Origin of the sequence: Citrobacter sp. C5_2, assembly GCF_014596845.2 — a bacterium.
In the GTDB taxonomy this organism is placed as follows: domain Bacteria; phylum Pseudomonadota; class Gammaproteobacteria; order Enterobacterales; family Enterobacteriaceae; genus Citrobacter; species Citrobacter werkmanii.
The window spans coordinates 4,393,405-4,419,393 of the sequence record NZ_CP115032.1 but is presented as its reverse complement, the minus strand read 5'-3'; the positions used below and the strand labels follow the sequence as shown (position 1 = coordinate 4,419,393).

The 25,989-nt window shown below is 52.1% G+C and carries 22 protein-coding genes and 2 pseudogenes; 15 read left to right on the top strand and 9 right to left on the bottom strand.

Annotated features, from left to right (window positions below; translation table 11 throughout):
- Positions 1 to 4: 4 nt before the first annotated feature.
- Entirely contained in the window at positions 5 to 862 is an 858-nt protein-coding gene (gene pdxY, locus ICA20_RS21495; RefSeq protein ID WP_038636874.1) for a pyridoxal kinase PdxY, read from the top strand.
- A 423-nt stretch (positions 863 to 1,285) separates the two neighbouring features.
- Here the strand turns inward: pdxY and ICA20_RS21490 are convergent, their stop codons facing one another.
- Positions 1,286 to 2,839, bottom strand: coding sequence for an L-lactate permease (locus ICA20_RS21490; RefSeq protein WP_038636877.1), 1,554 nt, complete (start codon positions 2,837 to 2,839; stop codon positions 1,286 to 1,288).
- A 580-nt stretch (positions 2,840 to 3,419) separates the two neighbouring features.
- On the opposite strand from ICA20_RS21490, the gene ICA20_RS21485 reads away from it, so the two are divergent.
- From ICA20_RS21485 to ICA20_RS21475, 3 genes are read left to right on the top strand one after another with little or no spacing between them, the layout of a single operon-like run.
- Positions 3,420 to 4,139, top strand: a complete 720-nt coding sequence (locus ICA20_RS21485; protein WP_038642987.1) for a (Fe-S)-binding protein — start codon at positions 3,420 to 3,422, stop codon at positions 4,137 to 4,139.
- Positions 4,140 to 4,149: 10 nt separating this feature from the next.
- The gene (locus ICA20_RS21480) at positions 4,150 to 5,577 is read left to right on the top strand and encodes a LutB/LldF family L-lactate oxidation iron-sulfur protein (protein ID WP_038636879.1); all 1,428 of its coding nucleotides are present in this window, start codon (positions 4,150 to 4,152) and stop codon (positions 5,575 to 5,577) included.
- A complete protein-coding gene (locus ICA20_RS21475; protein ID WP_038636881.1) occupies positions 5,570 to 6,265 on the top strand; it encodes a lactate utilization protein C in 696 nt (231 codons plus the stop codon). The genes ICA20_RS21480 and ICA20_RS21475 overlap by 8 nt, the downstream gene beginning before the upstream one ends.
- A gap of 48 nt (positions 6,266 to 6,313) precedes the next feature.
- Here ICA20_RS21475 and gntP read toward each other — a convergent pair whose 3' ends face one another.
- The gene (gene gntP, locus ICA20_RS21470; RefSeq protein ID WP_038636883.1) at positions 6,314 to 7,657 is read right to left on the bottom strand and encodes a gluconate permease GntP; all 1,344 of its coding nucleotides are present in this window, start codon (positions 7,655 to 7,657) and stop codon (positions 6,314 to 6,316) included.
- Positions 7,658 to 7,918: 261 nt separating this feature from the next.
- Here gntP and uxuA point away from each other — a divergent pair, with 261 nt between their 5' ends.
- The 5 genes from uxuA to ICA20_RS21445 all read left to right on the top strand — a co-directional run bounded on the left by uxuA (position 7,919) and on the right by ICA20_RS21445 (position 13,603).
- A complete protein-coding gene (gene uxuA, locus ICA20_RS21465) occupies positions 7,919 to 9,103 on the top strand; it encodes a mannonate dehydratase (protein WP_038636885.1) in 1,185 nt (394 codons plus the stop codon).
- An 80-nt stretch (positions 9,104 to 9,183) separates the two neighbouring features.
- Positions 9,184 to 10,659 carry a fructuronate reductase gene (locus tag ICA20_RS21460; protein ID WP_038636887.1) on the top strand — a complete coding sequence of 492 codons (1,476 nt, stop codon included), beginning with the start codon at positions 9,184 to 9,186 and terminating at the stop codon, positions 10,657 to 10,659.
- A gap of 133 nt (positions 10,660 to 10,792) precedes the next feature.
- Positions 10,793 to 11,566, top strand: coding sequence for a Uxu operon transcriptional regulator (uxuR, locus tag ICA20_RS21455; RefSeq protein ID WP_038636895.1), 774 nt, complete (start codon positions 10,793 to 10,795; stop codon positions 11,564 to 11,566).
- Positions 11,567 to 12,203: 637 nt separating this feature from the next.
- Positions 12,204 to 12,407, top strand: a complete 204-nt coding sequence (locus ICA20_RS21450; protein ID WP_038636898.1) for a hypothetical protein — start codon at positions 12,204 to 12,206, stop codon at positions 12,405 to 12,407.
- 188 nt (positions 12,408 to 12,595) lie between these two features.
- Positions 12,596 to 13,603, top strand: coding sequence for a porin (locus ICA20_RS21445; protein ID WP_038636901.1), 1,008 nt, complete (start codon positions 12,596 to 12,598; stop codon positions 13,601 to 13,603).
- A gap of 324 nt (positions 13,604 to 13,927) precedes the next feature.
- Here ICA20_RS21445 and ICA20_RS21440 read toward each other — a convergent pair.
- The 3 genes and pseudogenes from ICA20_RS21440 to ICA20_RS21430 all read right to left on the bottom strand — a co-directional run.
- Positions 13,928 to 14,086, bottom strand: a pseudogene (locus tag ICA20_RS21440) (MFS transporter); the annotation flags it as partial.
- Complete coding sequence (locus ICA20_RS21435) at positions 14,082 to 15,362, bottom strand: DUF445 domain-containing protein (RefSeq protein ID WP_038636904.1); 1,281 nt, start codon at positions 15,360 to 15,362, stop codon at positions 14,082 to 14,084. The gene ICA20_RS21435 and the pseudogene ICA20_RS21440, both read right to left, overlap by 5 nt.
- A 75-nt stretch (positions 15,363 to 15,437) precedes the next feature.
- On the bottom strand, positions 15,438 to 16,364 hold the full coding sequence (locus ICA20_RS21430) for a LysR family transcriptional regulator (protein WP_038636906.1): 927 nt from the start codon (positions 16,362 to 16,364) through the stop codon (positions 15,438 to 15,440).
- 219 nt (positions 16,365 to 16,583) lie between these two features.
- Here ICA20_RS21430 and ICA20_RS21425 point away from each other — a divergent pair, with 219 nt between their 5' ends.
- The 3 genes from ICA20_RS21425 to ICA20_RS21415 all read left to right on the top strand — a co-directional run bounded on the left by ICA20_RS21425 (position 16,584) and on the right by ICA20_RS21415 (position 19,838).
- Complete coding sequence (locus ICA20_RS21425; RefSeq protein WP_038636908.1) at positions 16,584 to 17,816, top strand: dicarboxylate/amino acid:cation symporter; 1,233 nt, start codon at positions 16,584 to 16,586, stop codon at positions 17,814 to 17,816.
- A 31-nt stretch (positions 17,817 to 17,847) separates the two neighbouring features.
- The gene (metC, locus tag ICA20_RS21420) at positions 17,848 to 19,038 is read left to right on the top strand and encodes a cystathionine beta-lyase (protein WP_038636913.1); all 1,191 of its coding nucleotides are present in this window, start codon (positions 17,848 to 17,850) and stop codon (positions 19,036 to 19,038) included.
- 239 nt (positions 19,039 to 19,277) lie between these two features.
- Positions 19,278 to 19,838 (top strand): DUF1440 domain-containing protein, encoded by a 561-nt coding sequence (locus ICA20_RS21415; RefSeq protein WP_038636914.1) that lies wholly within the window; start codon positions 19,278 to 19,280, stop codon positions 19,836 to 19,838.
- A gap of 84 nt (positions 19,839 to 19,922) precedes the next feature.
- Here the strand turns inward: ICA20_RS21415 and mdtM are convergent, their stop codons facing one another.
- From mdtM to ICA20_RS21400, 3 genes are all read right to left on the bottom strand, one after another.
- Positions 19,923 to 21,164: a multidrug efflux MFS transporter MdtM gene (mdtM, locus tag ICA20_RS21410; protein WP_038636916.1), complete on the bottom strand. Its 1,242-nt coding sequence runs from the start codon at positions 21,162 to 21,164 to the stop codon at positions 19,923 to 19,925.
- A gap of 325 nt (positions 21,165 to 21,489) precedes the next feature.
- Positions 21,490 to 22,140, bottom strand: a complete 651-nt coding sequence (locus tag ICA20_RS21405) for a LysE family translocator (protein ID WP_038636919.1) — start codon at positions 22,138 to 22,140, stop codon at positions 21,490 to 21,492.
- A 48-nt stretch (positions 22,141 to 22,188) separates the two neighbouring features.
- Positions 22,189 to 23,004, bottom strand: coding sequence for an AraC family transcriptional regulator (locus ICA20_RS21400; RefSeq protein ID WP_038636922.1), 816 nt, complete (start codon positions 23,002 to 23,004; stop codon positions 22,189 to 22,191).
- A gap of 185 nt (positions 23,005 to 23,189) precedes the next feature.
- Here ICA20_RS21400 and ICA20_RS21395 point away from each other — a divergent pair.
- Positions 23,190 to 23,591: pseudogene (locus tag ICA20_RS21395) on the top strand (ISNCY family transposase); the annotation flags it as partial.
- A gap of 26 nt (positions 23,592 to 23,617) precedes the next feature.
- On the opposite strand, the gene ICA20_RS21390 reads toward ICA20_RS21395, so the two are convergent.
- Positions 23,618 to 25,030 carry a PLP-dependent aminotransferase family protein gene (locus tag ICA20_RS21390; RefSeq protein ID WP_038636924.1) on the bottom strand — a complete coding sequence of 471 codons (1,413 nt, stop codon included), beginning with the start codon at positions 25,028 to 25,030 and terminating at the stop codon, positions 23,618 to 23,620.
- 176 nt (positions 25,031 to 25,206) lie between these two features.
- On the opposite strand from ICA20_RS21390, the gene ICA20_RS21385 reads away from it, so the two are divergent.
- Positions 25,207 to 25,371 carry a DUF1127 domain-containing protein gene (locus ICA20_RS21385; RefSeq protein WP_003019180.1) on the top strand — a complete coding sequence of 55 codons (165 nt, stop codon included), beginning with the start codon at positions 25,207 to 25,209 and terminating at the stop codon, positions 25,369 to 25,371.
- Between the two features lie 148 nt (positions 25,372 to 25,519).
- On the top strand, positions 25,520 to 25,984 hold the full coding sequence (locus ICA20_RS21380; RefSeq protein ID WP_038636927.1) for a MarR family transcriptional regulator: 465 nt from the start codon (positions 25,520 to 25,522) through the stop codon (positions 25,982 to 25,984).
- Positions 25,985 to 25,989 lie beyond the last annotated feature (5 nt).

The window sequence follows — 25,989 nt, the reverse complement described above, 5'->3', positions numbered from 1 at the left end:
CAAAATGAAAAACGTGTTGTCTGTTCAGTCGTCAGTCGTTTATGGCTATGCCGGAAATAAAGCCGCCGTGTTGCCGATGCAGCTTTCGGGGATCGATGTCTGGCCGTTTTACACCGTGCAGTTTTCCAACCACACCCAGTACGGGATGTGGCAGGGCATGGCGATGCCGCACGGCGAGTTGAGCGCCATCATCAGCGGGCTGGATGACCTGCAAAAGCTGGCGCAATGTGATGCCGTATTGTCAGGGTATCTTGGAGATAAACGCCATTGCGAAGAGGTCAAGCACGCGGTCACCACCATTCGCCAGCGTAATCCGCAGGCGCTCTATTTTTGCGATCCAGTAATGGGCGACCCGCAAAAAGGCTGCATTGTCGCGCAGGGCGTGGAGTCCTATTTTGTCGATGACGCCATTCAACTGGCCGACATAATGGGGCCGAATCTCTATGAGCTGGGCGTGCTGACGGGCAGGCAACTGCGTAGTTTTGACGAGGTGGTGGAAGCGGCGCAGCAGCTGGTGGCATGGGGCGTGAAGAAGGTACTGGTGAAGCATCTCGGCGACTGCTCGCGTGACAAACAGGCGTTTGAAATGCTGCTGGTGACGGCGGAACAGACGTTACACATCGCCCGGCCGCTGTATAGCTTTGCCAAAATGCCGGTGGGCGTTGGGGATCTGATTTGCAGCGTGATGCTGGCCTCACTGCTCAATGGTTATGATGACAAGCTGGCGCTGGAGCGGACCACCAGTGTTGTTGACGCGGTGATGCGACTAACGAAAGAGCGCGACTCGTATGAACTGCGGCTGATAGACGCGCGTCACCAGATAATGGAGCCGCAGATTCGCTATCAGGCAACGGTACTGTAGCGCCGCAAGGAGGCTCTATGTTTCTGACATTGCTACGATTTCAGCATCCGCTGGTCTACCGTTTTGCGTGGCTTCGTCTGTGGGTCAGGGTGTTAAGAGCGTGCGGGCTGCGCAAGTGAAAGGGGGCCAGTTGCCGGATGCGGCGCTTGCGCCTTATCCGGCCGACAAATGAGCGTGAAACGCAGACATTACACGCGGAAGTAGCGTGGTGGGATCAACGCAGAAAAGGCGTCGAACTTCTTCACCATCTTTTTCCAGAACAACATAACAACAATCCTCGATTTGAAACATCGGCGCTATTTTAGTCAGCGCCGACAAATCGTAAAGCCTGTCACCTCGTTCCGATCCCGGGGCGGTGTAAACCTTTATGGTCACCGCGTCGTCAAATTCGATTGCCGCGAATTTGGCGGGGTTGACAACGGGTTACGCCATAAACCAGTAATAAAAGAGACCGACTTTCAGGCCGAGGATCACAATGTAGGCGCAGCAGTATTTCATGGTGCCAGACATTATCTGGTTGGCCTGGCCGTCCATTTTGGTGGCTGAAACTGCGATGGCGATGCTCTGCGGAGAAATCATTTTTCCGCCCGTTGCGCCGGAGGTATTGGCCGCCGCCAGCCAGTTGGGATCGATATGCAGCTTACTGGCGGCAATAGTTTGCAGCTTACCGAACAGAATGTTCGAGTTGGTATCGCTGCCGGTCACAAACGTGCCCAGCGCGCCAATCACCGGGGCGAGGAAGACGTATGAGCTGCCGGTCAGATCGACAATCGACTGGGCCAGCGTGGAAATAATTCCGCTGAGATCCATCACCGTGGCCAGCGCGACGATCGCCATAATCGCCACAATGGAATTTTTAAGCTGGAAAATGGTTTTGATAAACACTTCCAGCATCCCACGTGCCGAAGCCCCCTGAATAAAACCGCCGATAATGGTCGCAAAGATGATCAGCATCCCCGGCGTGGTCACCCATTCCACTTTCAGCGCCAGGGTTTTGCCGTCGGCGAGCGTGAAATGCAGTACCGAGGCCAGTTGGGACGCCGCGGTTTTTATCGTCGGGAACAGCGGTGAACACAGCAGGATAAAGACAAAAATAAACAGATAGATAGAGCCCACGCGGAACCACACTTTTGCCGAGCGCGGCGTGGTTTCGCGGGTATGGCTGACCTCAATGCGCCATTCGGGATCGGTTTTTCCTTTGCGCAGGCGGCTGACTATCGCGACGGCAAACAGGCTGACCAGGCTCCCGGCAAAGGCAGGCAATTCCGCGCCAAGATGGATAGCGACAAAATATTGCGGAACCAGCGTGGTGATGCCGCACATCAGCGTGATCAGAAATACGCCGCGAATGGCTTTCAGGCCGCCGCCAATTATGCAGACAATGACAAACGGCAGCAGGATATTAAACAGCGCCAGTTGCAGAATAATAGTTCCGCCTAAGGTATAAACCGGCAGATTAACCTGTTCCGCCAGAATAGAAACCGGGATCCCGACCGCGCCGAATGCGGTGGGAACGGTATTTGCAACCAGAGAGGCGATCGCCGCCTTCAGCGGGTTGAATCCGAGCGCAATAAGAATGCCGATTGGAATGGCGACCGCCGTACCATAACCCGCTGCAGCTTCAAGGAATCCGCCAAAGCACCATGAAATCAGCAGCACCTGAATACGCTTATCTTCGCTAATGCTGGCGAGAATATCGCGCAGAATATCCAGCGCTTTGGTCGCCTGCATGACGTTATAACTGAAGATAGCGCCGAGGATCACTATCACGATCGGCCATAATCCCTTCAGTGCGCCATAGCCTATTGCGGCTTTCAGATTCTGTACGGGCATTTCCCAGAATAGTGCTGATAACGCGGCGGTGAAAATTAAAGAGATTAGCACGGAATAATGGATGGCCATTTTTAGTTTTAATATTAAAAATACCATCAGTAGTAACGGAGAGAGTGCCAGGGCAAACATAAAATATTCGTTCATTGCTATTCCCGATTGGTTTATTAAACCTGATTTATATTTATGGCGGGGAGGCTACATTGCTGGATTAATAAAAGCTGTAAACTGAATCGCTTCAGTGGATAAAGTAATTATGATTTGTGGTTTTGTAACTATTGTAATCTTTTAATTAAAATTTAATGCCGAATAAATATACTTAAGAGTAAGCGGAATACCTATAAGTAGTTATTTAACAACATGTTTGATAATGGTAGTGACGAGAATAGTTATCTCCTGAAACTATTCTTAAGGTGTTAATAATGCTGTGGTTTTAAATATAAAAATGTGAGCGATGCCGAAATAAATAAACCTGGGTATTGCATGTCCGAGTCGATTAGGGGATTATTTTGTTTTGTCATACAAATGAAAATACAGACATTTGCGATTGTCCTGATATAAGAGACGGAGAGTCGCCATCAAAGGAAAACGATCTGAGCAACATTATGAACCCAGGCATTAGTAAAACGAGCAAACCGAAAAACTGGGTGTGAAACACGATTGAACCTTTGCTTGATATAGCAATATCAAGCGCAATAAACAGAAATGAAGCAATGGAGTGGTTATTGTGAATGTAAATTTCTTTGTTACCTGCATTGGTGACGCACTGAAATCACGGATGGCACGAGACTCCGTATTGCTGCTGGAAAAACTGGGTTGTCGCGTGAATTTCCCCGAGAAGCAAGGGTGTTGCGGTCAGCCAGCCATCAACAGCGGTTACATCAAAGAAGCGGTCCCCGGGATGAAAAACCTGATCGCCGCGCTGGAAGACAACGACGATCCGATTATCTCTCCGGCAGGCTCCTGCACCTATGCGGTAAAAAGCTACCCGACCTATTTGGCCGATGAACCTGAGTGGGCGATCCGTGCTGAGAACGTTGCTGCGCGTATGCAGGATCTCACTTCCTTTATCGTCAACAAACTGGGCGTGGTGGATGTCGGCGCCAGTCTGCATGGCCGCGCCGTATATCACCCCTCCTGTAGCCTGACCCGCAAGCTGGGTGTGAAGGAAGAGCCGCTCACACTGCTGAAAAACGTGCGCGGGCTGGAGCTGCTGACGTTTGCCGATCAGGACACCTGCTGCGGCTTTGGCGGAACATTCTCGGTCAAAATGGCTGAAATATCCGGCGAGATGGTGAAAGAGAAAGTTTTCCATCTGATGGATGCGAAGCCGGAATACTTGATTGGCGCAGATGTCAGCTGCCTGCTGAACATTGGCGGTCGACTGCAACGGGAAGGTCAGCCGGTCAAAGTGATGCATATTGCTGAAGTGCTGATGAGCCGCTGAGGGGAAAGAAATGTCGATAAAAACCAGCGATGTAGAATTTAAACTGCGCATTCGTCAGCAGATTGAAGACCCGATCATGCGCAAAGCCGTGGCTAATGCGCAGGAGCGTATCGGCGCGAATCGACAGAAAATGGTCGAGGAGTTAGGCCACTGGGAAGACTGGCGCGATCGTGCCAGCCAGATCCGCGATCACGTTCTGAGCAATCTCGACGCTTACCTGTATCAACTCTCCGAGAAAGTGACGCAAAACGGCGGGCACGTCTATTTCGCCAAAACCAAAGAAGAGGCTACCCGCTACATTCTGCAGGTCGCACAGAATAAAAATGCGAAGAAGGTGGTGAAGTCCAAGTCGATGGTGACCGAAGAGATCGGCGTCAATCATGTGCTGCAGGATGCCGGAATTCAGGTGATCGAAACCGATCTCGGCGAATACATCCTGCAACTGGATCAGGATCCGCCTTCGCACGTCGTGGTCCCGGCCATTCATAAAGATCGCTATCAGATCCGCCGTGTGCTGAACGAACGTCTGGGCTACGACGGCCCGGAAACGCCGGAAGCCATGACCTTATTCATTCGCCAGAAGATACGCGAAGATTTCCTGAGTGCCGAAATCGGCATTACCGGTTGCAACTTTGCCGTGGCGGAAACCGGCTCGGTGTGTCTGGTGACCAACGAAGGCAACGCGCGCATGTGCACCACGCTGCCGAAAACGCACATTGCGGTGATGGGTATGGAGCGTATCGCCCCGACGTTTGCCGATGTGGATGTGCTGATCACTATGCTGGCGCGCAGCGCCGTGGGCGCACGTCTGACGGGCTACAACACCTGGCTGACCGGCCCGCGTGAGGCGGATAACGTTGACGGACCGGAAGAATTTCATCTGGTGATTGTCGATAACGGGCGCTCGCAGGTGCTGGGCTCAGCGTTTCGTGATGTGCTGCGCTGCATCCGCTGCGGAGCCTGTATGAACACCTGTCCGGCGTATCGTCATATCGGCGGGCATGGCTATGGTTCCATCTATCCAGGTCCCATCGGCGCAGTGATCTCTCCGCTGCTCGGCGGCTATAAAGATTTTAAAGACCTGCCGTATGCCTGTTCACTGTGCACGGCCTGTGACAGCGTCTGTCCGGTGCGGATCCCTCTGTCAAAACTGATCCTGCGGCATCGCCGGGTGATGGCCGAGGAGGGCATTACCCCGAAAGCCGAGCGACGGGCGATCAAAATGTTCGCTTATGCCAACAGCCATCCAGGGCTGTGGAAGGTCGGCATGATGGCCGGGGCCCACGCGGCGAGCTGGTTTATCAATGGCGGTAAAACGCCGCTTAAGGTTGGCGCGATTGGTGACTGGATGGAGGCGCGCGATCTGCCTGATGCTGACGGCGAGAGTTTCCGCAGCTGGTTTAAGAAACATCAGGCGCAGGAGAAAAAAAATGGATAACCGTACCGCATTTTTAAACACCGTCGCCCAGGCGTTGGGTCGCCCGCTGCGTTTCGAACCGCACGCGGATGCCGCGCCGGTTAACAACTATGCCAACGAGCGCCTGACCGAACTGAGCCCCGAGCAGCGCTGCGAGGCGTTTATCCAGTTTGCCAGCGAGGTGATGCTGGCCCGCTGCGAACTGACCCGCGAGGATCAGGCCGCAGACGCGGCGCTCCGCCTGTGTGAGGAGCTGGGGCCGCAACCGGTGGTACTGAGCGGCGACAGTCGGCTGGTGGAACTGGGCATTACCGAACGCTTACAGCAGGCATGCAACGCTGTGGTCTGGGACCCGGCGCGCGGTAGCGAAAATATTACCCAGGCCGAGCAGGCGAAAGTCGGCGTGGTCTATGCCGAGTATGGCCTGACCGAGTCCGGCGGCGTGGTGCTGTTTTCCGCGCCGGAGCGCGGGCGTTCCCTGAGCCTGTTGCCGGAGTCGTCGATTTTCGTGCTGCGTAAAAGCACCATCCTGCCGCGCGTAGCACAACTGGCGGAAAAACTGCATCAGAAAGCGCAGGCCGGTGAGCGGATGCCGTCGTGCATTAATATTATCAGTGGACCCAGTTCGACGGCGGATATTGAGCTTATCAAGGTGGTTGGGGTGCATGGCCCGGTGAAGGCGGTGTATCTGATTATTGAGGATTGCTAAGACAGGTTGGAAAACCGCTCTGGCGCTACTGCCAGAGCGGGACAGACTTTATGCAATCATGCTGATGATCAACACGATTATCAAACCCACCACGGAGTTTACCAGTTCCAGCAGACCCCAGGTTTTCAGCGTATCCTTCACCGACAGGTCAAAGTAGCCTTTGAACAGCCAGAACGAGGCATCGTTGATGTGGGTCAGGGTGTTGGAGCCTGCCGCCGTCGCCAGCACCAGTAACGCCGGATCGACGCCCACCAGTTGACCGGTTGCCGGGTCGAGGATGGCTGCGCTGATAATTCCCGCCGCCGTCATGGCTGAGACCACGCCCTGACCGGTTGCCAGACGAATTAATACGGTTATCAACCACGCCATGATGTACGGAGAAATATTGCCGTGCGACATCAACATACCGATGGTATCGCCAATGCCGGTGTCGATGATGGTCTGCTTCAGTACGCCGCCCGCGCCGATGATCAGGATCACCATCGCGATACTTTTCACCGCGTTTTCAAAGGCGTTCATGACCCATTGCATATCATGACCACGCGCGGTACCAAACAGCACGAAGGCAACAATCATGGCGATGAACATTGCAATCGGTGAAGAGCCGAGGAAGTTGACCACTTCCCATGCTTGTGTCCCTTTTACCAGCCAGATGTTGGCAATGGTGGTGGAGATCATGATGATCGCCGGGATCAGCGGCACCAGAATAGACACGCCGAATGACGGCAGATTGTTCTGATCAACCGGGACGTCGGCTTTCATGAATGACGGCGTCGGACGATCGAGGTTGCCAAGGAACTTCGGCAGGATAAGTCCGGCGCAGATTACGCTCGGAATGGTTACCAGAATACCGTAGATGTAGACCATGCCCATGTCAGCGCCGTAGGCGTTAACCAGTGCCACCGGGCCTGGCTGCGGTGGAAACAGGGAGTGCGCGGTGGTGGCGGCGGCAACGGCGGGGATCGCCAGCTTGAGGAACGGGATCTTCGCTTCCGCAGCAATAACGATCACCAGCGGCGCCAGCATAATAAACGCTACTTCATAGAACATCGCCAGGCCGAAGATCAGACCAATAATGATCACCGACAACTGCACATAGCGCAGGCCGAGGCGCGCCAGGAGCGTATGGGCAATCTGATGCGCCGCCCCGGAATCAACCATCAGCTTACCGATGACCGCCCCGAATACCACGATAATCGCCAGCTCTCCCAGCGTACTGCCGAAACCGGATTTCATGGTGTGCAGCAGCTCCATTAAATCCATACCCGCCAGCATGCCGACCGAGAGCGCCGCCAGCAGCAGGGCGACCATCGAGTTTATTTTGAATCTTAGATTAAGTACCAGCATCAGACCGATGCCGAATACGACCCACAGAATATTGAGAACGTGCATAAAACGTCTACCTTCTTTTGGTTGAACCATTATGATTTTGGTTGAGATGTTACATATATTGGTTAACCATTGATGCGATAGATGTCACATTGCGTTACATGTTTACATATTCACCGTGTATTTTTGCGCCGTTCATAGGATCAAAACGGCTTTCATTGTGATTTGGTTAACCAATTTTGCCATTGAGGTTGACATGTAATACCAAAAGGAGGAATTTATGCGCCATATCGTCGAGTCCATAATGTAAACGAGGAACAAAACATGGAACAGACATGGCGCTGGTATGGCCCTAACGATCCGGTCACCTTAGCGGATGTGCGTCAGGCGGGTGCCACGGGCGTTGTCACCGCTTTGCACCATATCCCGAACGGGGAAGTGTGGACGGTTGATGAGATCCTAAAGCGCAAAGCGATTATTGAGCAGGCGGGCCTGGTCTGGTCGGTCGTCGAAAGCGTGCCGATCCACGAAGACATTAAAACTCGTTCTGGCAACTATCAGCAGTGGATCGCCAATTACCAGCAGAGCCTGCGTAACCTGGCCCAGTGCGGCATTCGTACCGTGTGCTATAACTTTATGCCGGTTCTCGACTGGACCCGTACCGATCTGGAATACGTCCTGCCGGACGGCTCCAAAGCGTTGCGTTTTGACCAGATTGAATTTGCCGCCTTTGAGCTGCATATCCTCAAACGTCCGGGCGCGGAAGCAGACTACACCGCCGAAGAGATTGCTCAGGCCAATGAACGCTTCGCAACCATGAGCGATGAAGACAAAGCGCGTTTGACCCGCAATATCATCGCCGGTCTGCCGGGCGCGGAAGAAGGCTATACCCTCGATCAGTTCCGTCAGCATCTTGAGCGTTACAAAGATATCGATAAAGCCGCGCTGCGCGAGAATTTTGCCGTCTTCCTGAAAGCGATCATTCCGGTGGCAGAAGAAGCTGGTGTGCGTATGGCGGTACACCCGGACGATCCGCCGCGCCCGATTCTCGGCCTGCCGCGTATTGTTTCCACCGTGGAAGATATGCAGTGGATGGTGGATACGGTCAGCAGCATGGCGAACGGTTTTACCATGTGCACCGGCTCCTACGGCGTTCGTGCGGACAACGACCTGGTTGACATGATCAAACAGTTTGGTCCGCGCATTTACTTCACCCATCTGCGCTCCACGCTGCGTGAAGATAACCCGAAAACCTTCCATGAAGCGGCACATCTTAACGGCGACGTTGACATGTACGAAGTGGTGAAAGCGATCGTCGAAGAAGAGCAACGTCGTAAAGCTGAGGGCAAAGCGGATCTGATCCCCATGCGACCGGATCACGGTCATCAGATGCTTGACGATCTGAAAAAGAAAACCAACCCCGGTTACTCCGCGATTGGTCGCCTGAAAGGGCTGGCGGAAGTGCGTGGTGTTGAAATGGCTATCCAGCGCGCTTTCTTCAGCCGTTAAAGCAGATTTGCCGGTCACCTGTCTGGCCGGCTTTTTCCTTTTCTCTTCCGTTGGTATTCCAACGGCTTCTGGAGTTCACGATGACAACGACAATTGCCAGTAGCAACCTGCCGGTTGCGCGTCCGGCGTGGGACAGTTCTCGCCTGCAATCCCGTATTGTTCACCTGGGATGCGGTGCTTTTCACCGCGCGCATCAGGCGCTGTACACCCACCATCTCTTAGAAACCACCGACAGCGACTGGGGTATCTGTGAAGTTAACCTGATGCCGGGTAACGACTGCGTACTGATTGAAAACCTGCGCAAGCAGCAACTGCTGTATACCGTGGCGGAAAAGGGCGCGGACAACACTGTGCTGAAAGTGATTGGCTCGATGAAAGAAGCGCTGCATCCGGATCTTGACGGCTGCGACGGTATTTTACAGGCCATGGCGCGCCCGCAGACGGCGATTGTCTCGCTGACGGTCACGGAAAAAGGGTACTGCACTGACGCTGCCAGCGGCCAGTTAGATCTCAATAACCCACTGATTAAGCACGATCTGGCGAACCCGACCGCGCCGAAATCGGCGATTGGGTACATCGTACAGGCGTTGCATCTGCGTCGCGAGCAGGGGCTGGCGGCCTTTACCGTGATGTCCTGCGATAACGTGCGTGAAAATGGTCATGTGGCGAAAGTCGCGGTGCTGGGCCTGGCGCAGGCGCGTGACCCGCAGTTAGCGGAGTGGATTGCAGCTAACGCCACCTTCCCATGCACCATGGTAGACCGCATTGTGCCGGCAGCGACACCAGAAACGTTGCAGGAAATTGCCGACCAGTTGGGCGTTTACGATCCATGTGCTATCGCCTGTGAGCCGTTCCGTCAGTGGGTGATTGAAGACAACTTCGTCAACGGTCGCCCGGACTGGGATAAAGTCGGCGCGCAGTTCGTTGCCGATGTGGTGCCGTTTGAAATGATGAAATTGCGCATGCTTAACGGCAGCCACTCTTTCCTCGCGTATCTGGGCTATCTTGGCGGGTATGAAACTATCGCCGATACCATGACCAATCCCGCGTATCGCAAAGCGGCGTTTGAGCTGATGATGCAGGAACAGGCGCCGACGCTGGCGATGCCGGAAGGCACCGATCTCAACGCCTATGCGACGCTGCTGATCGAACGTTTTAGCAACCCGTCTCTGCGCCACCGCACCTGGCAGATTGCGATGGATGGCAGCCAGAAACTGCCGCAGCGCCTGCTGGATCCGGTGCGTCTGCACCTGCAAAACGGCAGCGACTGGCGTCACCTGGCGCTTGGCGTCGCGGGCTGGATGCGTTATACCCACGGCGTGGATGAGCAGGGGCATGCCATTGATGTTGTTGACCCAATGCTGGCTGAATTCCAGCGTATTAACCAACAGTACCAGGGGGCTGAACGTGTGACGGCGCTGCTGGGGCTGAGCGGGATTTTTGGCCATGATTTAGCGGAAAACGCCGACTTTGTTGAGACGGTTATCGCCATGTATCAACAACTGTGCGAGCTGGGCGCGCGTGAGTGTGTTGCCGCGCTAAGCGCTGACGCTTAATTCCCCGAACTATGACGGGTCAATCAAAATACTGATTTGGTTGACCCGTTTTCTGTTTTTGACTTGCCGCAAATGCTATAGTTCGATACCTATTCACCGTATCTGATTACACGCTTCTGACGGACATAACACGATGAAATCGAACACTTCTCAACAAAGACCCTACCAGGAAGTGGGTGCCATGATCCGCGATCTGATTGTCCAGACGCCGTACCAGCCCGGTGAGCGTTTGCCGCCGGAGCGTGAAATTGCTGAGATGCTTAATGTCACTCGCACGGTGGTGCGCGAAGCATTAATCATGCTGGAAATTAAAGGACTGGTTGACGTGCGTCGTGGCGCCGGAATCTACGTGCTCGACAATGCGGATGCGCAGAGTATCGACAGTACGGATGTAAATCACTGCAACGATGCCGGTCCGTTTGAACTGCTGCAGGCGCGCCAGTTGCTGGAAAGCAACATCGCTGAATTTGCCGCGCTGCAGGCCACTCGCGAAGACATCGTCAAAATGCGTCAGGCGTTGCAACTGGAAGAGCGTGAGCTGGCCTCCAGCGAACCGAATGGATCAGAAAGCGGTGACATGCAGTTTCATCTGGCGATTGCGGAAGCCACGCATAACAGCATGCTGGTGGAGTTATTTCGCCAGTCATGGCAGTGGCGTGAGAACAACCCGATGTGGATCCAGCTTCATAGCCACCTCGATGATACTCATTACCGTAAGGAGTGGATGGTCGACCACAAGCAGATCCTGGCGGCGTTAATTAAAAAGGACGCCCGCGCGGCCAAGCTGGCAATGTGGCAGCATCTGGAAAACGTCAAACAACGGCTGTTGGAATTTTCAAATGTCGATGATATTGACTTTGATGGCTATCTGTTCGAGTCCTGGCCGCTGGATAAAGTTAACGCCTGATTTTGCTTCTTCAGCCACACGGACAGCTTCGGTCCGTGTGGTACTTTCCCTCGTGATTATTCCCCTTTTATCGTGCTGCATTGGACATAAAAAATTTTGTCTGGCGCCTCAGCCGGGATTTTTTCGCCGTCTTTACACGACGTAAATTAATTTATATCAATTAAAAACAACTTAATTTTGCATGCGAAAAAATGGGTTATTTACCTTATTTTTACCTTTTCGTGCTTATTTTTAGACAAAACAGGTCAGCATTAAGTGAGAATCAAAGTGATTCCGGCAGTGGTTTGGGTAGAACCGCTTTGCATAACAGTACATAAAAACAAGCAGTTCGCATAAAAGTAGACATTAATAACGGTATGTAACTTATTGGCTGCAATGATGTTTCGATTGAGTGTAATAATTCGTGTCAATGCTTCATGCGTTTTTAATCAAATGAATAAAAATGAATATATGTAAAGTTAAAATTACACATTATTCTATAAACAAGTTATCTTTCGCTTGAAATATCGTTCCATTTTACCTCGCTTTATTAACAGTTTTATTACGATTGTGAATGTTTTTTACCGTTGACATGTTTTTACACTGACTGCATATTTCATCGCCATAAGCATCTTATTGCGTTCAGGAGATGATGACGATGCCTTCTCGAGATTATCCCGATATCCGAAAAGCCAGGGGTACCCGATCTAAAGATATGGTTCTTTTAAGTGCCCGTGTTGATAATTCTCTGCGGGAATATGTCCGAACGCTGGCATTTGAAACGCGAAAAAGTAAACAAGATATTATCGCTGAGGCGTTAATGCTACATCGCTCTATTAACCAGGGCGAGAATCAAGAGTAAACCTGGCTGACCTTATTCCGGATTTTGAATGAAATCTGAGTAGTGAATTATTTATTGCCACTTCATTATTGCCTTTATTGGTGTGTTTTTGATTTCTCCCCTTGGTATTCAGGGGGCTTTTTTATGAGGACTTTCTGCCTTCATAACAAAGTTGATAGCAAAATTCACAATTAAAAGTGAGTAAAAATATGAAAAAGTCAGCAGTGGTATTAGCAGTGATGGCATTAGGCATCACTTCCGCTCAAGCAGCGGAAATTTATAATAAAGATGGCAACAAACTTGATTTGTACGGCAAAGTAAAAGCGGTCCACTCCTGGACTGACGGCACCGATGCTGACGGCACCTACGCACGTCTGGGTTTTCGCGGTGAGACTCAAATCAACGATCAACTGACTGGCTATGGTCAGTTTGAAAGTCAGTTTGATGCCGCTAAAGCAGAAGGTTCTCAGAATGGTGTTAATACACGTCTGGCGTTTGCTGGTCTGGATTATGGCCATGACGTTAGCTTTGACTACGGTCGTAACTACGGTATCGCTTACGACGTGGGAGCTTACACTGACATTCTTTCAGAGTTCGGCGGTGACTCCTATGAAAATACTGACCGCTTCCTTACTACACGCACTTCTGGCGTTGCAACACTCCGCACCAAAAATCTGTTTGGTGCCGTTGATGGCCTGAGCCTTGGCGCGCAATATCAGGGTCAGGATGATACCGATAAGGATCCAACGAAACAGCATGGCAATGGCTACGGTTTCTCCCTGGGCTACGATAATATCGCCGATTCCGGCGTGTCTGCGATTGCGGCCTACACCACCAGTTCTGTGACTGCTCAGCAGAAACAGAATGGTTGGGATGGCGAAAACGCAGAGTTCTGGGGTGCTGGCCTGAAGTATGATGCTAACGCCATCTACGTAGCGACGATGTACGGTGAGTCCCACAACCTGATTCAGGATGCGGACAAAGCTGAGCACTTTGAAGCGATGGCTGCGTATGTGTTTGATTTTGGTCTGCGTCCGAACGTGGCTTATGTCCATACGCGTGACAACAATAATAATGACCTGACCGAATATGTGGCGCTGGGTACGGACTACTACTTCAACAAAAATATGGTTGCTGATGTAGGTTATAAAATTAACCTGCTTGATGGCGCTGACGGCGACAACCAGGTTGTTGCGGGTCTGACCTATCAGTTCTAATTTGTTGTGATCATATGTAAAAGGCGTCTTTTGTAAGACGCCTTTTTTACATCTGCCTGTTTTTAAAGGAGCAAATTAAGTCGATCAGGATTATTAAAGCGGGCGATTTTTTTAAACCAGAATATATGCGTTTTTGAAGATGGTGTTGATGTTGAATTAATATGTCCATTTTTACGCATTTTAAAGTGAGTTTATAAATTTCCTGATGAGTATATTGTTGGTTATTTATTCATTTATTAAATGTTGACATTAAATAACGGACTAGTTTGAATAGACCTAGTAATGAATTTATACCCTTTTAGGGTTAGCGAATCGCTGTTTATATCATTGCGTGAGACTGATAATCGCAGCAAAAAACAACGCAACGGCACCACACAGCGTGGCGCTAATGATGGCCTGAGCGCCGCTTCCCAGCAGATTAATATTGCGCGGCACGCTAAGTTGACGGGCGAGCGGCATCACCAGCAAGGTGGTCCCCTTAAAGATTCGCCAGCGTCAGCAGGGAAGGTATTTGCGACAGCAGATATAACAGCAGCCCAATAGAACCGCCGACCAGCGTGCCGTTGACGCGGATAAACTGCAAATCTTTGCCAATGTTTAGCTCAATTTGCTGTGACATATCGCGCGCATCCCAGCTTTTCACCGTGTCGCTAATGTGGCGCGTCAGGAAGGTGGCGAACTCCGGCGCAACCTTATGCGCGGCCTGCTCCAGATGCCCATTCAATGAAGCGCGCAGGGCGCTGTCGGCAACCAGCGTTTCACCGAACCACTGCCCGGCATTGGCAATGCGCTGCTTCACGCGAGAATCATCGGCGTTGATATCGGTTTTCAGCCACTGACGCAGGTCTGCCCACAGCTCGCCGAGATAACGGTTGAAGGCTTCGTCTTCTTTCAGATAGCTTTTGAGGCTTTCCGCTCGCACGGCCATTTCCGGATCGTGTTTGAGCTTATCGATGAGCTTAAACGTCGCGCGATCGAAGGCGTGGCGGATCTGATGGGCGCGATCGTGGCTGATGTCATCCAGCAAAGAGTTTACGGCGTCAGAAACCAGTTCGGCGCTGTGCTCGCCCAGCCATTCTGTCGGCAGGATCTTCGCTTTCAGCGGATGTTCGGTCTCCAGCCAGTGCACGATCTGCCGGGCGATAAATGCCCGCGAGCTATCGCGTTGCAGCAGAGCGATCAGTTGGGCGATCAGCGTGTCGAGCAGCACCTGATGGCGATTGTTTTTGGTCATGCTTTCCAGCATCAATGCGCTGGTTTCAGAGAGATCAACTTTATCGATGGCCTTGTGCACTGCCCGCTTGATCAGCCGCTGAATGCGGGCGTCGTCGGTCAGTTCGAGAAAACCGCTCATAATTTGCAGCAGGTGCTGGCCGATACGCCGGGCGTTTTCCGGCTGGCTGAACCAGTTCCCGATCAACAGCGCCGGTTCATGGCGGCGGATCAGCGCGACCAGGGATTGAGTGTCGAGAAATTTTTCCTGCACAAACTGACCGAGATTTTCCCCGATCCGATCCTTATTGCGTGGGATAATCGCCGTATGTTGCGAGATAAAAGGGATCGGCACCCGGCGAAAAAGCGCCACCACGGCAAACCAGTCCGCCAGTGCGCCGACCATCGCCGCTTCGGCGATCGCTTTGATTCCGAGCACCCAGAAGTTAGGCGGCAGAAACAGCGTGATAACGAAAGTGGCGGCGGCAATCAGCAGCAATGAGAGCGCCAGTCGTTTGGCGCGTTTGAGTTCAGCAATTTTATTCATAGGCTTAAGAATAGAGCCAGACGACAGGATCGTGCAAAAAATGTGGTGCGGCCCTCGTTTTTAGGCGACCAGATCTTATTCCGGGATCCAGTTGTCCCAGGCAGGTAAGGGACCGAGTTCCGCTACCAGAAAATCGATAAACGATCGTACCTTGGGGTTGCTGTACTTACTGGGAAAATAGAGCGCATACAGAGCATGAGTTTCACAGGTAATCGTGCCGTCGAGCATCAACGGTGTTATTTCTTCTTTTTGAATATGATCGCCAATCAGGTAAGTCGGCAAGTACGCCACGCCCTGATCTTCCAGTACCGACTTCAGTAATACCAGGCTGCTATTGGCCTGGATCGGCATATGCAGTTTGAGCTGATGCAGACGATCATGTTCATCAGCCACTTTCAGCACTGGCGTGAGACCCGGATACACCAGGCAACCATGGTTGACCAGATCGCTGCGGCGCTGGGGCATGCCTTTTTTGGCAAGGTAGCCGGGTGAGGCGCAGTACGCCCAGCGGACAGGCACCAGCTTGCGCATGGCATAGTTCTGCGGCGGCGCGGTAGAAATGCGCAGAGCGATGTCGAAATCCGTTTCGTTCAGATTCACGAAGTTATCGTTGAGATCGATATATAAATTCACATCCGGGAACTGAGCGCGATATTTATCCACCAGGTTCACCAGTCGGGAATAACCAAACGCAATTGAGCAGGTTATACGTAATTCACCCTGTGGACTGTGGTAATAACCGGAAGTGGTATTCAGCGTTTCATCGAATTCTTTCAAAAGCTTATTAGCGCGGTTGAAGAGATATTGCCCGGCGTCGGTCAGGGTAATACTGCGGGTGGTGCGTTTAATTAACGTCGTCCCCAGCGTGTCTTCCATCGCGGCCAGGCTTTTACTGACCGCAGACGGCGAGACATTGAGCTGCGCCGCGGCTTCTGACAGCCCCCCGCAATCGACGATTTTCGTAAAAAATTCCAGATGCTTGAGTGAAATCGGCGTACTCATAGTTTCCTTTAATTCACAAGTGATTTGCAAAAACGGTACAAATAGGCCGTTACATTCGGCTTTTAAACATGCAACTATTGAATCACAGGAAACAACTTGCTGGCAAAATGAAAAAATAACAACTTAGGTGAGTTACGTCACAAAATAACAGGAGGCGCAACGGCAACTCATCACATTGTGAATTTAATCTCATTAATTATTATTCTAAAGGTACCGATTATGTGGTCACGACTCGAACCCTACAGATCGTCGATTATTTTATTAGTTGCTCTGGTGATTGGCGGCTTATTAGGTATTTATGCCCCATCGTTGGCAGGTAAACTCCAGCCAATAGGTCAGATATTCTTAAACCTGTTATTTATGATTATTGTGCCACTGGTGGGGATCAGCGTTATGTCTTCGATCGCCAGTATGACCGACCTGAAAAGGCTGGGACGCATTATGGCGATTATCTTTATTGTTTCGATCGCGATGGCCTTTATTCCGGCGGCCGGGATCGTCGCGCTGGCGCTCTGGTATAACCCGGCGCAGGGCGTCACTATCGATCTCTCGCAGTCCGTGCAGGCGGGCAGCGGCAAGATGGATTTTGTGAGCATGATTACCACCAGCGACTTTATTGGACTGTTTTCTAAGTCCAATATCCTGGCGCTGATCGTGATGGCGATCATTGCGGGTGTGGCGATTGGCCAATCGGATCAGGCTGGGAAACGCATTGCCTCACTGCTGGAAGATGCCAACACGGTGATCATGAAGATCGTCTCAATCATCATGAAGGTTGCGCCGATTGGTCTGGGCTGCTACTTCGCCGCCACCATGGCCAGCCAGGACTCTGCTCTGCTGCTAACCTTTGCCCGCGCAATTGGCCTGTTTATGGTTGCTACGCTGGTCTACTTTGTTTTTGGCTCTATTCTCTATTCGTACATTGGCGGCGGTATTCCGGCGGTGAAAGCCTTTTGGCGTAACGCGATTGAACCCTCTGCAACCGCGCTGGGGACCTGTTCTTCGCTGGGTACGCTCCCGGTGACGCTGCGCGCCGGTAAAGCGATGGGGATCAACCCGGAAATCGTTGATGTCTCCATTCCGCTGCTGGTGAACCTGAATAAAGGCGGCGTGGCGATGATAGCCGCACTGAAAATTGTCTTTATCTATTCCGTGCTGGGTATGGAGTTCACCACCGAAACCTTCTTCCTGACGATGCTGATTGCGGTGCTCTCCGCCATTATCGTCGGCGGCGTACCCGGTGGGGCGTTCCTTGGCGAGATCTTTATCGTCACCACGTTGGGTCTGCCGATGGAAGCGATCCCGATGCTGGTGGTACTGGGCACCATTACCGATGCGCCAGCTACATTGATTAACGTCATCCATGATTTGAACGCGGCACAGATTGTCGAACGGTTCGCTGGAAAAAAGCAGACCAACACTGAAATAAACTCTACTGCTGCGGTGGTATAGGTTTTCACACGGATTAAGAACAGGAGAAGTTATGAAAGACGCTATGAAGCTTGAAACGCATCTGGTCGTTGCTGGTCGCGACAAACGCTATACCCAGGGAGCGGTGAATCCGGTGATCCAACGCGCCTCTTCGCTGGTGTTCGATACCGTGAAGGATAAGAAATTTGCCACCGCCAACCGTGCTAACGGCGAACTGTTTTACGGTCGTCGCGGAACCTATACGCATTTTGCCTTCCAGAAAGCCATGAGTGAGCTGGAAGGCGGTGTCGGCTGCGCGCTGTATCCGTGTGGAGCAGCAGCGGTGACCAATGCGATTCTGGCATTCGTCCAAAGCGGCGATCATATTTTGATGACGGGCGCAGCCTACGAGCCAACTCAGGATTTTTGCAATAAGATCCTGAGTAAATTTAACGTGGAAACAACGTATTACGATCCGTTGATTGGGGCTGGGATCGTTGATCTTCTGCGTCCGGAAACGAAGGTGGTGTTCCTCGAATCACCAAGTTCTATCACGATGGAAGTCCAGGATGTACCGGGAATGGTGAAGGCTATCCGCGCGGTGAATCCGGAGATTGTCATTATGATCGACAATACCTGGGCGGCGGGTGTTCTCTTCAAGGCACTGGATTTCGGGGTGGATATTTCCATTCAGGCAGGCACCAAGTACACCATAGGCCATTCGGATGGCATGCTGGGAACGGCGGTGTCTAACGCCCGCTGCTGGGACCGTTTGCGAGAGAACTCCTATCTGATGGGGCAAACGCTGGATGCCGACACAGCCTACAACGGTAGCCGCGGATTACGTACGCTGGCGGTACGTCTGAAGCAGCATCAGGAGAGCAGTATTCACATTGCTCGCTGGCTGTCGGCAAGGCCGGAAGTGGCGCGGGTGAATCATCCTGCATTAGCGGAATGTCCGGGACACGAGTATTTTCAACGTGACTTTGCCGGAAGCTCAGGCCTGTTCTCGTTTGTGCTGAAAAAGAGACTGACCGACGAGCAGATGGCGAATTTCCTCGATAATTTCTCGCTGTTCCATATGGCCTATTCTTGGGGCGGTTTTGAGTCACTCATTCTGGCGAATCAACCGGAAGAGCTGAACAGCATTCGCCCGGCCGGAGAGGTTGATTTCAGCGGCACGCTGGTCAGGGTGCATATTGGTCTGGAAGATGTTGACGATCTGATTGCCGATCTGGAAGCGGGGTTTGCGCGCATCGCGTGAGGTGACAGACTCGCTGCCGGATGGCGTTGATCCTTATCCGGCCTACGTAAGCCAGTAGGCCGGATAAAACGCCTGCATGACATACGCGGTGACGTTATATTTACAATCAAATTAACTCATAATTAGTCATTTTAGATCATTTTTTATCAAAGATAATCTTAATCACAATTTTTATCATCCCTCCTGGATAGCATAGTTACTGATTTTTAGGGTTACTGGCACAGAGGGGATGATGAGTTATGAAGCTGAAAGATTTATTCACGAGGACACCAACTGAACGCCGCCATTATGGCGTTGCCGTGTTAGTCGGCATCGTGTCTGGCGTACTTTCTGCATTTGTTAAGTGGGGGGCCGAAGTTCCTCTTCCACCCAGGACATTTTCTCTGGGAAGAAATGAGTTTAATCCTCCGTACCTTTTTCTCAGAGACTATTTGGGGATTGATCCCACGCAAACGGTCTATACCTTTTCTGAACATGTGATTAATCCGGTTATGGTTACGCACATCATATTTTCATTAGTGTTTGCAGTCGGGTATTGCGTTGCAGCTGAAATTTTTCCAAAAGTTAAACTTTGGCAGGGGGTACTGGCAGGTTTAATCGTGACGGTGGCAGTTCATGGCATCTTCATTCCCGCACTACATCTTTCGCCGCCCTTGTCTCAGCTGCCATTTGATGAATATGTGTCGGAAATTATTGGGCATATTTTCTGGTTTTGGGTCATTGAAATGATTCGCCGCGACCTGCGTAATCGGATCACGCATGAACCCGATGCGGAAGTTCCGTTATCTCTCGTCAGATGATTAAAAGTAGATGCACAATGATGGATTGCCCCCAACCGCTAAACACAATATCAGTGTTCACGAATGGGGGCAGTTCGTAGAAGGTTAACTCTCTGCGGCTAATGCGGTTGCCTCATGCTGACGTACGCGCTTCAGTAAGCCTGCCAGCGTGAACACGACGGCAATACCTGCCACCACCGCCAGCAGATGAAACGAAATCCTGCCGCCGTTGAACCATAACCAACGCCCAATTTCGACAGAAACCGCCATCACCGTCAGGATCACCATATTCAACGACGCCGAAACCGTACCCTTCGGTAAGTTGTTGGAAAATAGTGTAAAGCGGAATAACGTTGGGAAGATCATTCCAATGCCAAACGCATACAGGCTGGTCCCCAGTACTGACCACAACCACACGTGCGGCCACAGTAAATTGCCAGCAATCAATACCGCCAGCCCGCTCAACTGAATGGGAACCGCTCGCCAGATAAAGCGTGGCCGGGTCGGATCCTTCACGAAGCGGACGACCACCATATTGGCGACGATCACCGCGCCAAACACCGGCGCCTGCGCCCAGGCAAACTGGGATGTGGTCATGCCGCCAGCATCAATGAGGATCACCGGTGAGACTGCCACCCAACTCATCATCGGGATATAGCTCAACGACAGCGTGGCTGCGCCAAACAGGAACACCCGGTTGCGGAAAACGTCGCGAAAATCACGTAAGACGCTGCGCGCACTGAACGGCACCGCGCCACGCTGGACGGTTTCTGGCATTGCTAACGTGAGTCCAATGAGTGCGATAAGCCCCATGACGGCGATAATGGCAAACAAGATCTTCCAGTGTACAAAATGCATCAGCGCTGCTCCGGAAAGCGGGCCGATAACCGGCGCCACCAGCACAATGGAGGTGATTACCGCCATCAGCTTAATAGCCTTTGTTTGCCCAAATGCCTCCTGCACCGTGACATAGCCGACGGTGGCGATAAAACAGATGCTGGTGCCCTGCACAAAACGGGCGACCAGAAATTGCGTCATCGAGGTGGTGAACAATGTGGCAGCGCAGGCGAGCGTAAAAATTAGCGCTCCCGCAATCAGTACCGGACGGCGGCCAATCCGATCGGAAAGCGGTCCTAACAACCATTGCAGCGCCATACCACCAGCCAGATAGAGACTGACCGCCGCGGGCGCCAGACTGACATCGGCGTTGAAATCGCGTACGACATTAATGATGCCGGGCTGGATCAAGTCCGTCGACAGATAGGCGGCGAAATCATACAAAATCAATGCAATAGGAAAAAATAGCGTCGTAGCGCGTTGGGAGAAAAACGCGAGAATCCGTTGCATAAAACAGCTCCTTGTCGGGAGAAAACCCTCAACGGGAATAACGAAACTCAATACCGTCTTTAAGACGTCAGACCGATGACAGAATAAAAGCAGACTGCAAATGTACTGAATTTCATGTAATCAAAAACGCTGTCGGCGTGAAGCGCAAACAGGAGAAACGCTCACTAACGCAGGGTCAGAAAGCGTAACGATTACAGGTAACAATCAGCACATCGCACCTCAGGAAGAGTAAGTTGAACGGGTAGCAACCATTTGCAGTGTAATGTGGATTGGATATTAATTAAACGAGTTTATCCGGTTTATTTGCAGAAAATCGCCACGTTTATCAGAGTAAGATGTTTTGCAAAAAACGCAGCGCGATGGCACAACCGAAGATGATCAGTACGCCGCCGGCGATACGCTCTACCCACAATATCCCTCTGGTTAAGCGTCGCTGGATCTGCGGTAAACCGATGAACATGACGATCAGCAGATCCCAGAACAGCACCACGCTGGTCATCCATATCCCGCTCATGCTTTGTTGCAGCAACGTCACCGACGGGCCGAGCAGGGCGGTCATTAGCGCCAGATAAAACAACACATTTTTAGGGTTGAGTAGTGACGAAGCTAACCCCAGCAGCAGCTGTTTGCCAAACCCTGGACAGGTCGACTGGGCGTTTGCTCCGGTCAGAGTTTGTGGGCGGCTGCGTATCAGCAGACTGCCAATCCACAATAAATAGAGTGCGCCCAATAGCTCAATAACTGTAAACAGCAGAGGAAGCTGACGCAGGATCCCCCAACCGATAATCGCCAGCAGGATATACAGCCCGTTGCCGATGGCGATCCCCACGCACAGCCCGGCGCTGCCGCGCATCCGGTAACGTACGGCATAGCCGACCAGTAAAAAGAAGTCCGGACCCGGGCTAAGGAGTGCGACAAAATGCGCCAGCGCCAGCGCGGGAAACGCAGACGGAAAAAGTTCAGCAAGCAGTGACATAGTGACCTCAGAGAAGGAATCCGAGTTCACCCTACGCCTGATGCCGCGCTAATTATTGTCTGATATTGATCGTCCTAATGCATACTGACGCGGTGTAGCCGCGGTGTAGCGCACAAAGGTGCGATGGAAATGGCTCTGGTCGGCAAACCCGCTCTGGTAGCCGACATCCGCAATTTCGTCCCCGGCACGCAGCCGCTGGCGGGCATAGTTAACTCTCAGGATATTCAGATAACTCCCCGGCGTCAGGCCGGTGTCCTGCTTAAAGTTACGGATCAGCGTCTCTTTACGCATGTGGCATTCATAAGCCAGATCGTCCAGCGAGGGGGGCGCAAACAAACAGGACTGCAACCGTTCACGCAGATACGCGCTGGCAGCGCTAAGGTTTTCCGCTTTTACCGATTGCAAGGGCAGCGAGCGCAGCAGTGCCTGCGCGGCATCGGTTATCTGTGTCGTTTGTTGCCGCTGCATGAGCGCCACGAGGCGCAAATAGCGCTGGAATAATTGCGGATCGCGGATAACGGGAGTGCGTGGGTAAAGCTGCTGATTGCTGCTCAGCGCAGGCAGATGGGCCAGGCACCATCGGGCATCAAGATAGAGCATATGGTAACTGCGAAACCGCCCATTCACGGGGTTACAGCTGTGAGGTGCCAGCGATGGGATCACAATGAGGTCGCCTGAGCTCAGGAGGTATTCTTTGCCATCACACTGGCAGCACGTCTCACCTTCAAGAATCGCTCCAACCGAGAGCTGAGAATGATGATGACGTTTATAGGCTTGATGACTACGCCAGGTGCTGCGCAGTTCCAGCCACGGCAACTGCGCGTCACGCCAGAACGATTGTGGAATATCCCGGGTATGCGTCACATCGCGCCCTCCATGAAAGTGATGATTTGTTATAGCACAGGGTGTGCGATGAAAAAGCGGGAATGTGCATTGAGGTCGTGATTCTGCGTGATACGTTCCAGATAAATGCGGACGTTACAAAGGGACGTTTTTATCTCTGAAATCGCCTCGCAAAGAGAGAAAGTTGCAGGTGAGGGGGTGGCGTCCTTATGGGGCTTGTTGAACAAATTGTTTCCCTGCTACTTACTGGACTGACTAATGACAGCCAGATAAAGACGCTGTTTAATTATATTTTGCAAACTGGCGATGCACCTCGATTCAGTGAGTTTATTCGTGGGGTTGCCGAACGTTCACCGCAACATAAGGAGCATTTGATGACGATCGCGGACAGATTGCATGAGGCAGGTTTTCAAAAAGGATGGCTAAAAGGTCTGCAGGAAGGGAAACAAGAAGGTAAACAGGAAGGTAAACAAGAAGGGCTGATAGAGGGGCAGCGAACTGAGGCGCTCCGTATTGCTTGCACCATGCTGGCAGATGGCATCGATATCAGCACGGTACAAAAAATTACCCGACTTTCCGCTGAGGATATCCAGGGGTTAAGCCACTAGACAGAGGCGAAGCCGGGTATACCGACTTACTCTATCGCCACCTTTACCGCCTCGCCGAGTTTTTGCATGACTTCCCGATGCTTCTCGTCTGGCGGCAACGCACAATTGATGCGTACGCAGTTGCGGTATTTACCGGATGCGGAGAATAGCGAGCCAGGCGCGACCTGGATTTTCAGGCGACAGAGCTGTTTGGCGACGCAGACCATATCGACCTGCTGTGGTAATTCAACCCACAGCATAAAGCCACCTTTCGGCCGGGTGACGCAGATCCCGCAGGGGAAATATTCCCGTACCCAGCAGGTATAGATCTCCATATTCCGCTGGTAGATCTGACGCATACGGCGAACATGACGATGATAATGCCCCTCGCGTACGAAGGTGGCGGCCGCCAGCTGTGTAGCAGGAACGTTAGTGCCGATGACGGCATATTTCATATGCAGAAATTTATCGTGATAACGACCGGGAATAACCCAACCGACGCGCAATCCCGGCGCCACGGATTTGGTAAATGAGCTGCACAGTAGCACCCGACCGTCGCTGTCCCAGGAATGGATTGTGCGCGGACGCGGATATTCCGTGGCCAGTTCTCCGTACACATCATCTTCAAAAATAACAATATCGTGCTGCTGGGCGAGGGCGAGCGCAGCGCGTTTACGCGCATCCGGCATAATAAAGCCGAGCGGGTTGTTGCAGTTAGGAACCAGGATCACCCCTTTAATCGGCCACTGATCCAGCGCCAGTTCCAGCGCTTCAATGCTGATCCCAGCATCCGGATCGGTCGGGATCTCAATAACTTTGATCCCTAATCCGCGCAGCAGCTGCATTGTGCCGTAGTAGGCGGGAGATTCAACGGCGACAATATCGCCTGGCTGGCAGACCGTTAGCAGCGCCAGCGACATTCCGCTCTGGCTGCCATTAGTGATCACAATATCATCCGCATTGACGATCGAACCGCCGTCCAGCATGAGCCGGGCAATCTGTTGACGCAATTCCCGACAGCCAGGTAATTCATCGTAGCCCAGAACTGCCTTGAGATTATGCTGCGCCACGCGGCTGAGTTCGCGCCACAGTGGCTTCAGGCTGGGTTGATTGATATCGGGCACGCCACTGCTAAAAGGGATTATCGATTTGTCCGCATGACCTGCCAGCATGTCCAGCACCTGATCCCACTGGGTTATCTCGACCGGACGCTGCACCGGACGCGACATCGGCGGCACCGGCGGTTGTGCTTTTTGTGGCGCGACAAAATAACCGGAACGCGGCTGCGGCGTGATCAGCTGTAGTTGTTCCAGCGTCTGATATGCCTGCTGGACGGTACTGATACTGACCCCATGCTCCTGACTCAGGCTGCGCACCGAAGGCAATTTTTCGCCATGGCGATACAGCCCCTGCTCAATGCGTTCGGCCAGCAGATTGGCCAGATGTTGGTAACGCGTCATGCTGTATCCCTCATGGGTACCATACAGATAAAAAAACCAGTACAGATTGGCGTGAAAAAAGCGATGCAGAACTCTTTTTAACCAATCTGTATGTTAAATAAAAGTACTTTGTGAGTCTGTATTGTTCAGGCCCAAATCCGTGAAGATAAAGCCTCTGGCAAGACGGGAGGCAAGGTATGGAATTTCATGAGAATAAAGCAAAGCAGCCGTTCATTGGGTTTGTTCTGATCTGGCGGGCATATAAAGCATGGCGGCTACGGGCGCAAACGCGGCGCCTGTTGCAACAGATGAGCGATGAGCGGCTGCGTGACGTCGGGCTGCGACGCGATCAGGTGGAGTAATTATTTTCTATCGACAGAGGCCGGGTGTTAGCGCATTCGGCCTCTTTTATATTCACGGTGTTTATCAATTTATGCTTGTTGATAGTCTGTTTCTTGATACTTATCCTGATAAGTATTATTTTCTTCTCAGCGATGAGGAAAAAGAAACATGACTGAAGATGAACTGTTTGCCCGGCGTCCGATGGGGATGCGCATGGCGATGGTGGTACGCCAGTGGCGGGCCATTATTGATGCTGCCATCACCGATACAGGCCTGACGCAATCAAGCTGGACGGTATTGATGCAGCTGTATCAACTGGGAGACAACGTCTCGGTCAGTGAACTGGCCCAGGTGCAGGGCATTGAACTGCCGCCGCTGATGCGCACCCTCACACTACTGGAAAAGCAGGGCTACCTGCTGCGTTCCACATCGCCTTATGACAAACGCATCCGACTGCTGACGCTGACCGCGCAGGGCCGTACAAGGCTTGAAGAACTTAACCGGGTGATTGAGATGTATCAACATCGCGTCACCTGCACCATTCCTGAAGCGGAGCTTGCCGCCTTCAGCGCGACGTTAAATCAAATCGCCTGCAATTTGCGGACAATCCGCGAAGAAGACAATCAACACTAAAAAAC

Coding starts and splice junctions, on each gene's coding strand:
- metC (WP_038636913.1), top strand. CDS start 17,848: ATGAAAGACGCTATGAAGCTTGAAACGCATCTGGTCGTTGCTGGTCGC.
- ICA20_RS21480 (WP_038636879.1), top strand. CDS start 4,150: ATGTCGATAAAAACCAGCGATGTAGAATTTAAACTGCGCATTCGTCAG.
- gntP (WP_038636883.1), bottom strand. CDS start 7,657: ATGCACGTTCTCAATATTCTGTGGGTCGTATTCGGCATCGGTCTGATG.
- ICA20_RS21445 (WP_038636901.1), top strand. CDS start 12,596: ATGAAAAAGTCAGCAGTGGTATTAGCAGTGATGGCATTAGGCATCACT.
- ICA20_RS21425 (WP_038636908.1), top strand. CDS start 16,584: ATGTGGTCACGACTCGAACCCTACAGATCGTCGATTATTTTATTAGTT.
- pdxY (WP_038636874.1), top strand. CDS start 5: ATGAAAAACGTGTTGTCTGTTCAGTCGTCAGTCGTTTATGGCTATGCC.
- mdtM (WP_038636916.1), bottom strand. CDS start 21,164: ATGCAACGGATTCTCGCGTTTTTCTCCCAACGCGCTACGACGCTATTT.
- uxuR (WP_038636895.1), top strand. CDS start 10,793: ATGAAATCGAACACTTCTCAACAAAGACCCTACCAGGAAGTGGGTGCC.
- ICA20_RS21435 (WP_038636904.1), bottom strand. CDS start 15,362: ATGAATAAAATTGCTGAACTCAAACGCGCCAAACGACTGGCGCTCTCA.
- ICA20_RS21490 (WP_038636877.1), bottom strand. CDS start 2,839: ATGAACGAATATTTTATGTTTGCCCTGGCACTCTCTCCGTTACTACTG.
- ICA20_RS21385 (WP_003019180.1), top strand. CDS start 25,207: ATGGAATTTCATGAGAATAAAGCAAAGCAGCCGTTCATTGGGTTTGTT.
- ICA20_RS21415 (WP_038636914.1), top strand. CDS start 19,278: ATGAAGCTGAAAGATTTATTCACGAGGACACCAACTGAACGCCGCCAT.
- uxuA (WP_038636885.1), top strand. CDS start 7,919: ATGGAACAGACATGGCGCTGGTATGGCCCTAACGATCCGGTCACCTTA.
- ICA20_RS21450 (WP_038636898.1), top strand. CDS start 12,204: ATGCCTTCTCGAGATTATCCCGATATCCGAAAAGCCAGGGGTACCCGA.
- ICA20_RS21475 (WP_038636881.1), top strand. CDS start 5,570: ATGGATAACCGTACCGCATTTTTAAACACCGTCGCCCAGGCGTTGGGT.
- ICA20_RS21380 (WP_038636927.1), top strand. CDS start 25,520: ATGACTGAAGATGAACTGTTTGCCCGGCGTCCGATGGGGATGCGCATG.
- ICA20_RS21390 (WP_038636924.1), bottom strand. CDS start 25,030: ATGACGCGTTACCAACATCTGGCCAATCTGCTGGCCGAACGCATTGAG.
- ICA20_RS21405 (WP_038636919.1), bottom strand. CDS start 22,140: ATGTCACTGCTTGCTGAACTTTTTCCGTCTGCGTTTCCCGCGCTGGCG.
- ICA20_RS21430 (WP_038636906.1), bottom strand. CDS start 16,364: ATGAGTACGCCGATTTCACTCAAGCATCTGGAATTTTTTACGAAAATC.
- ICA20_RS21460 (WP_038636887.1), top strand. CDS start 9,184: ATGACAACGACAATTGCCAGTAGCAACCTGCCGGTTGCGCGTCCGGCG.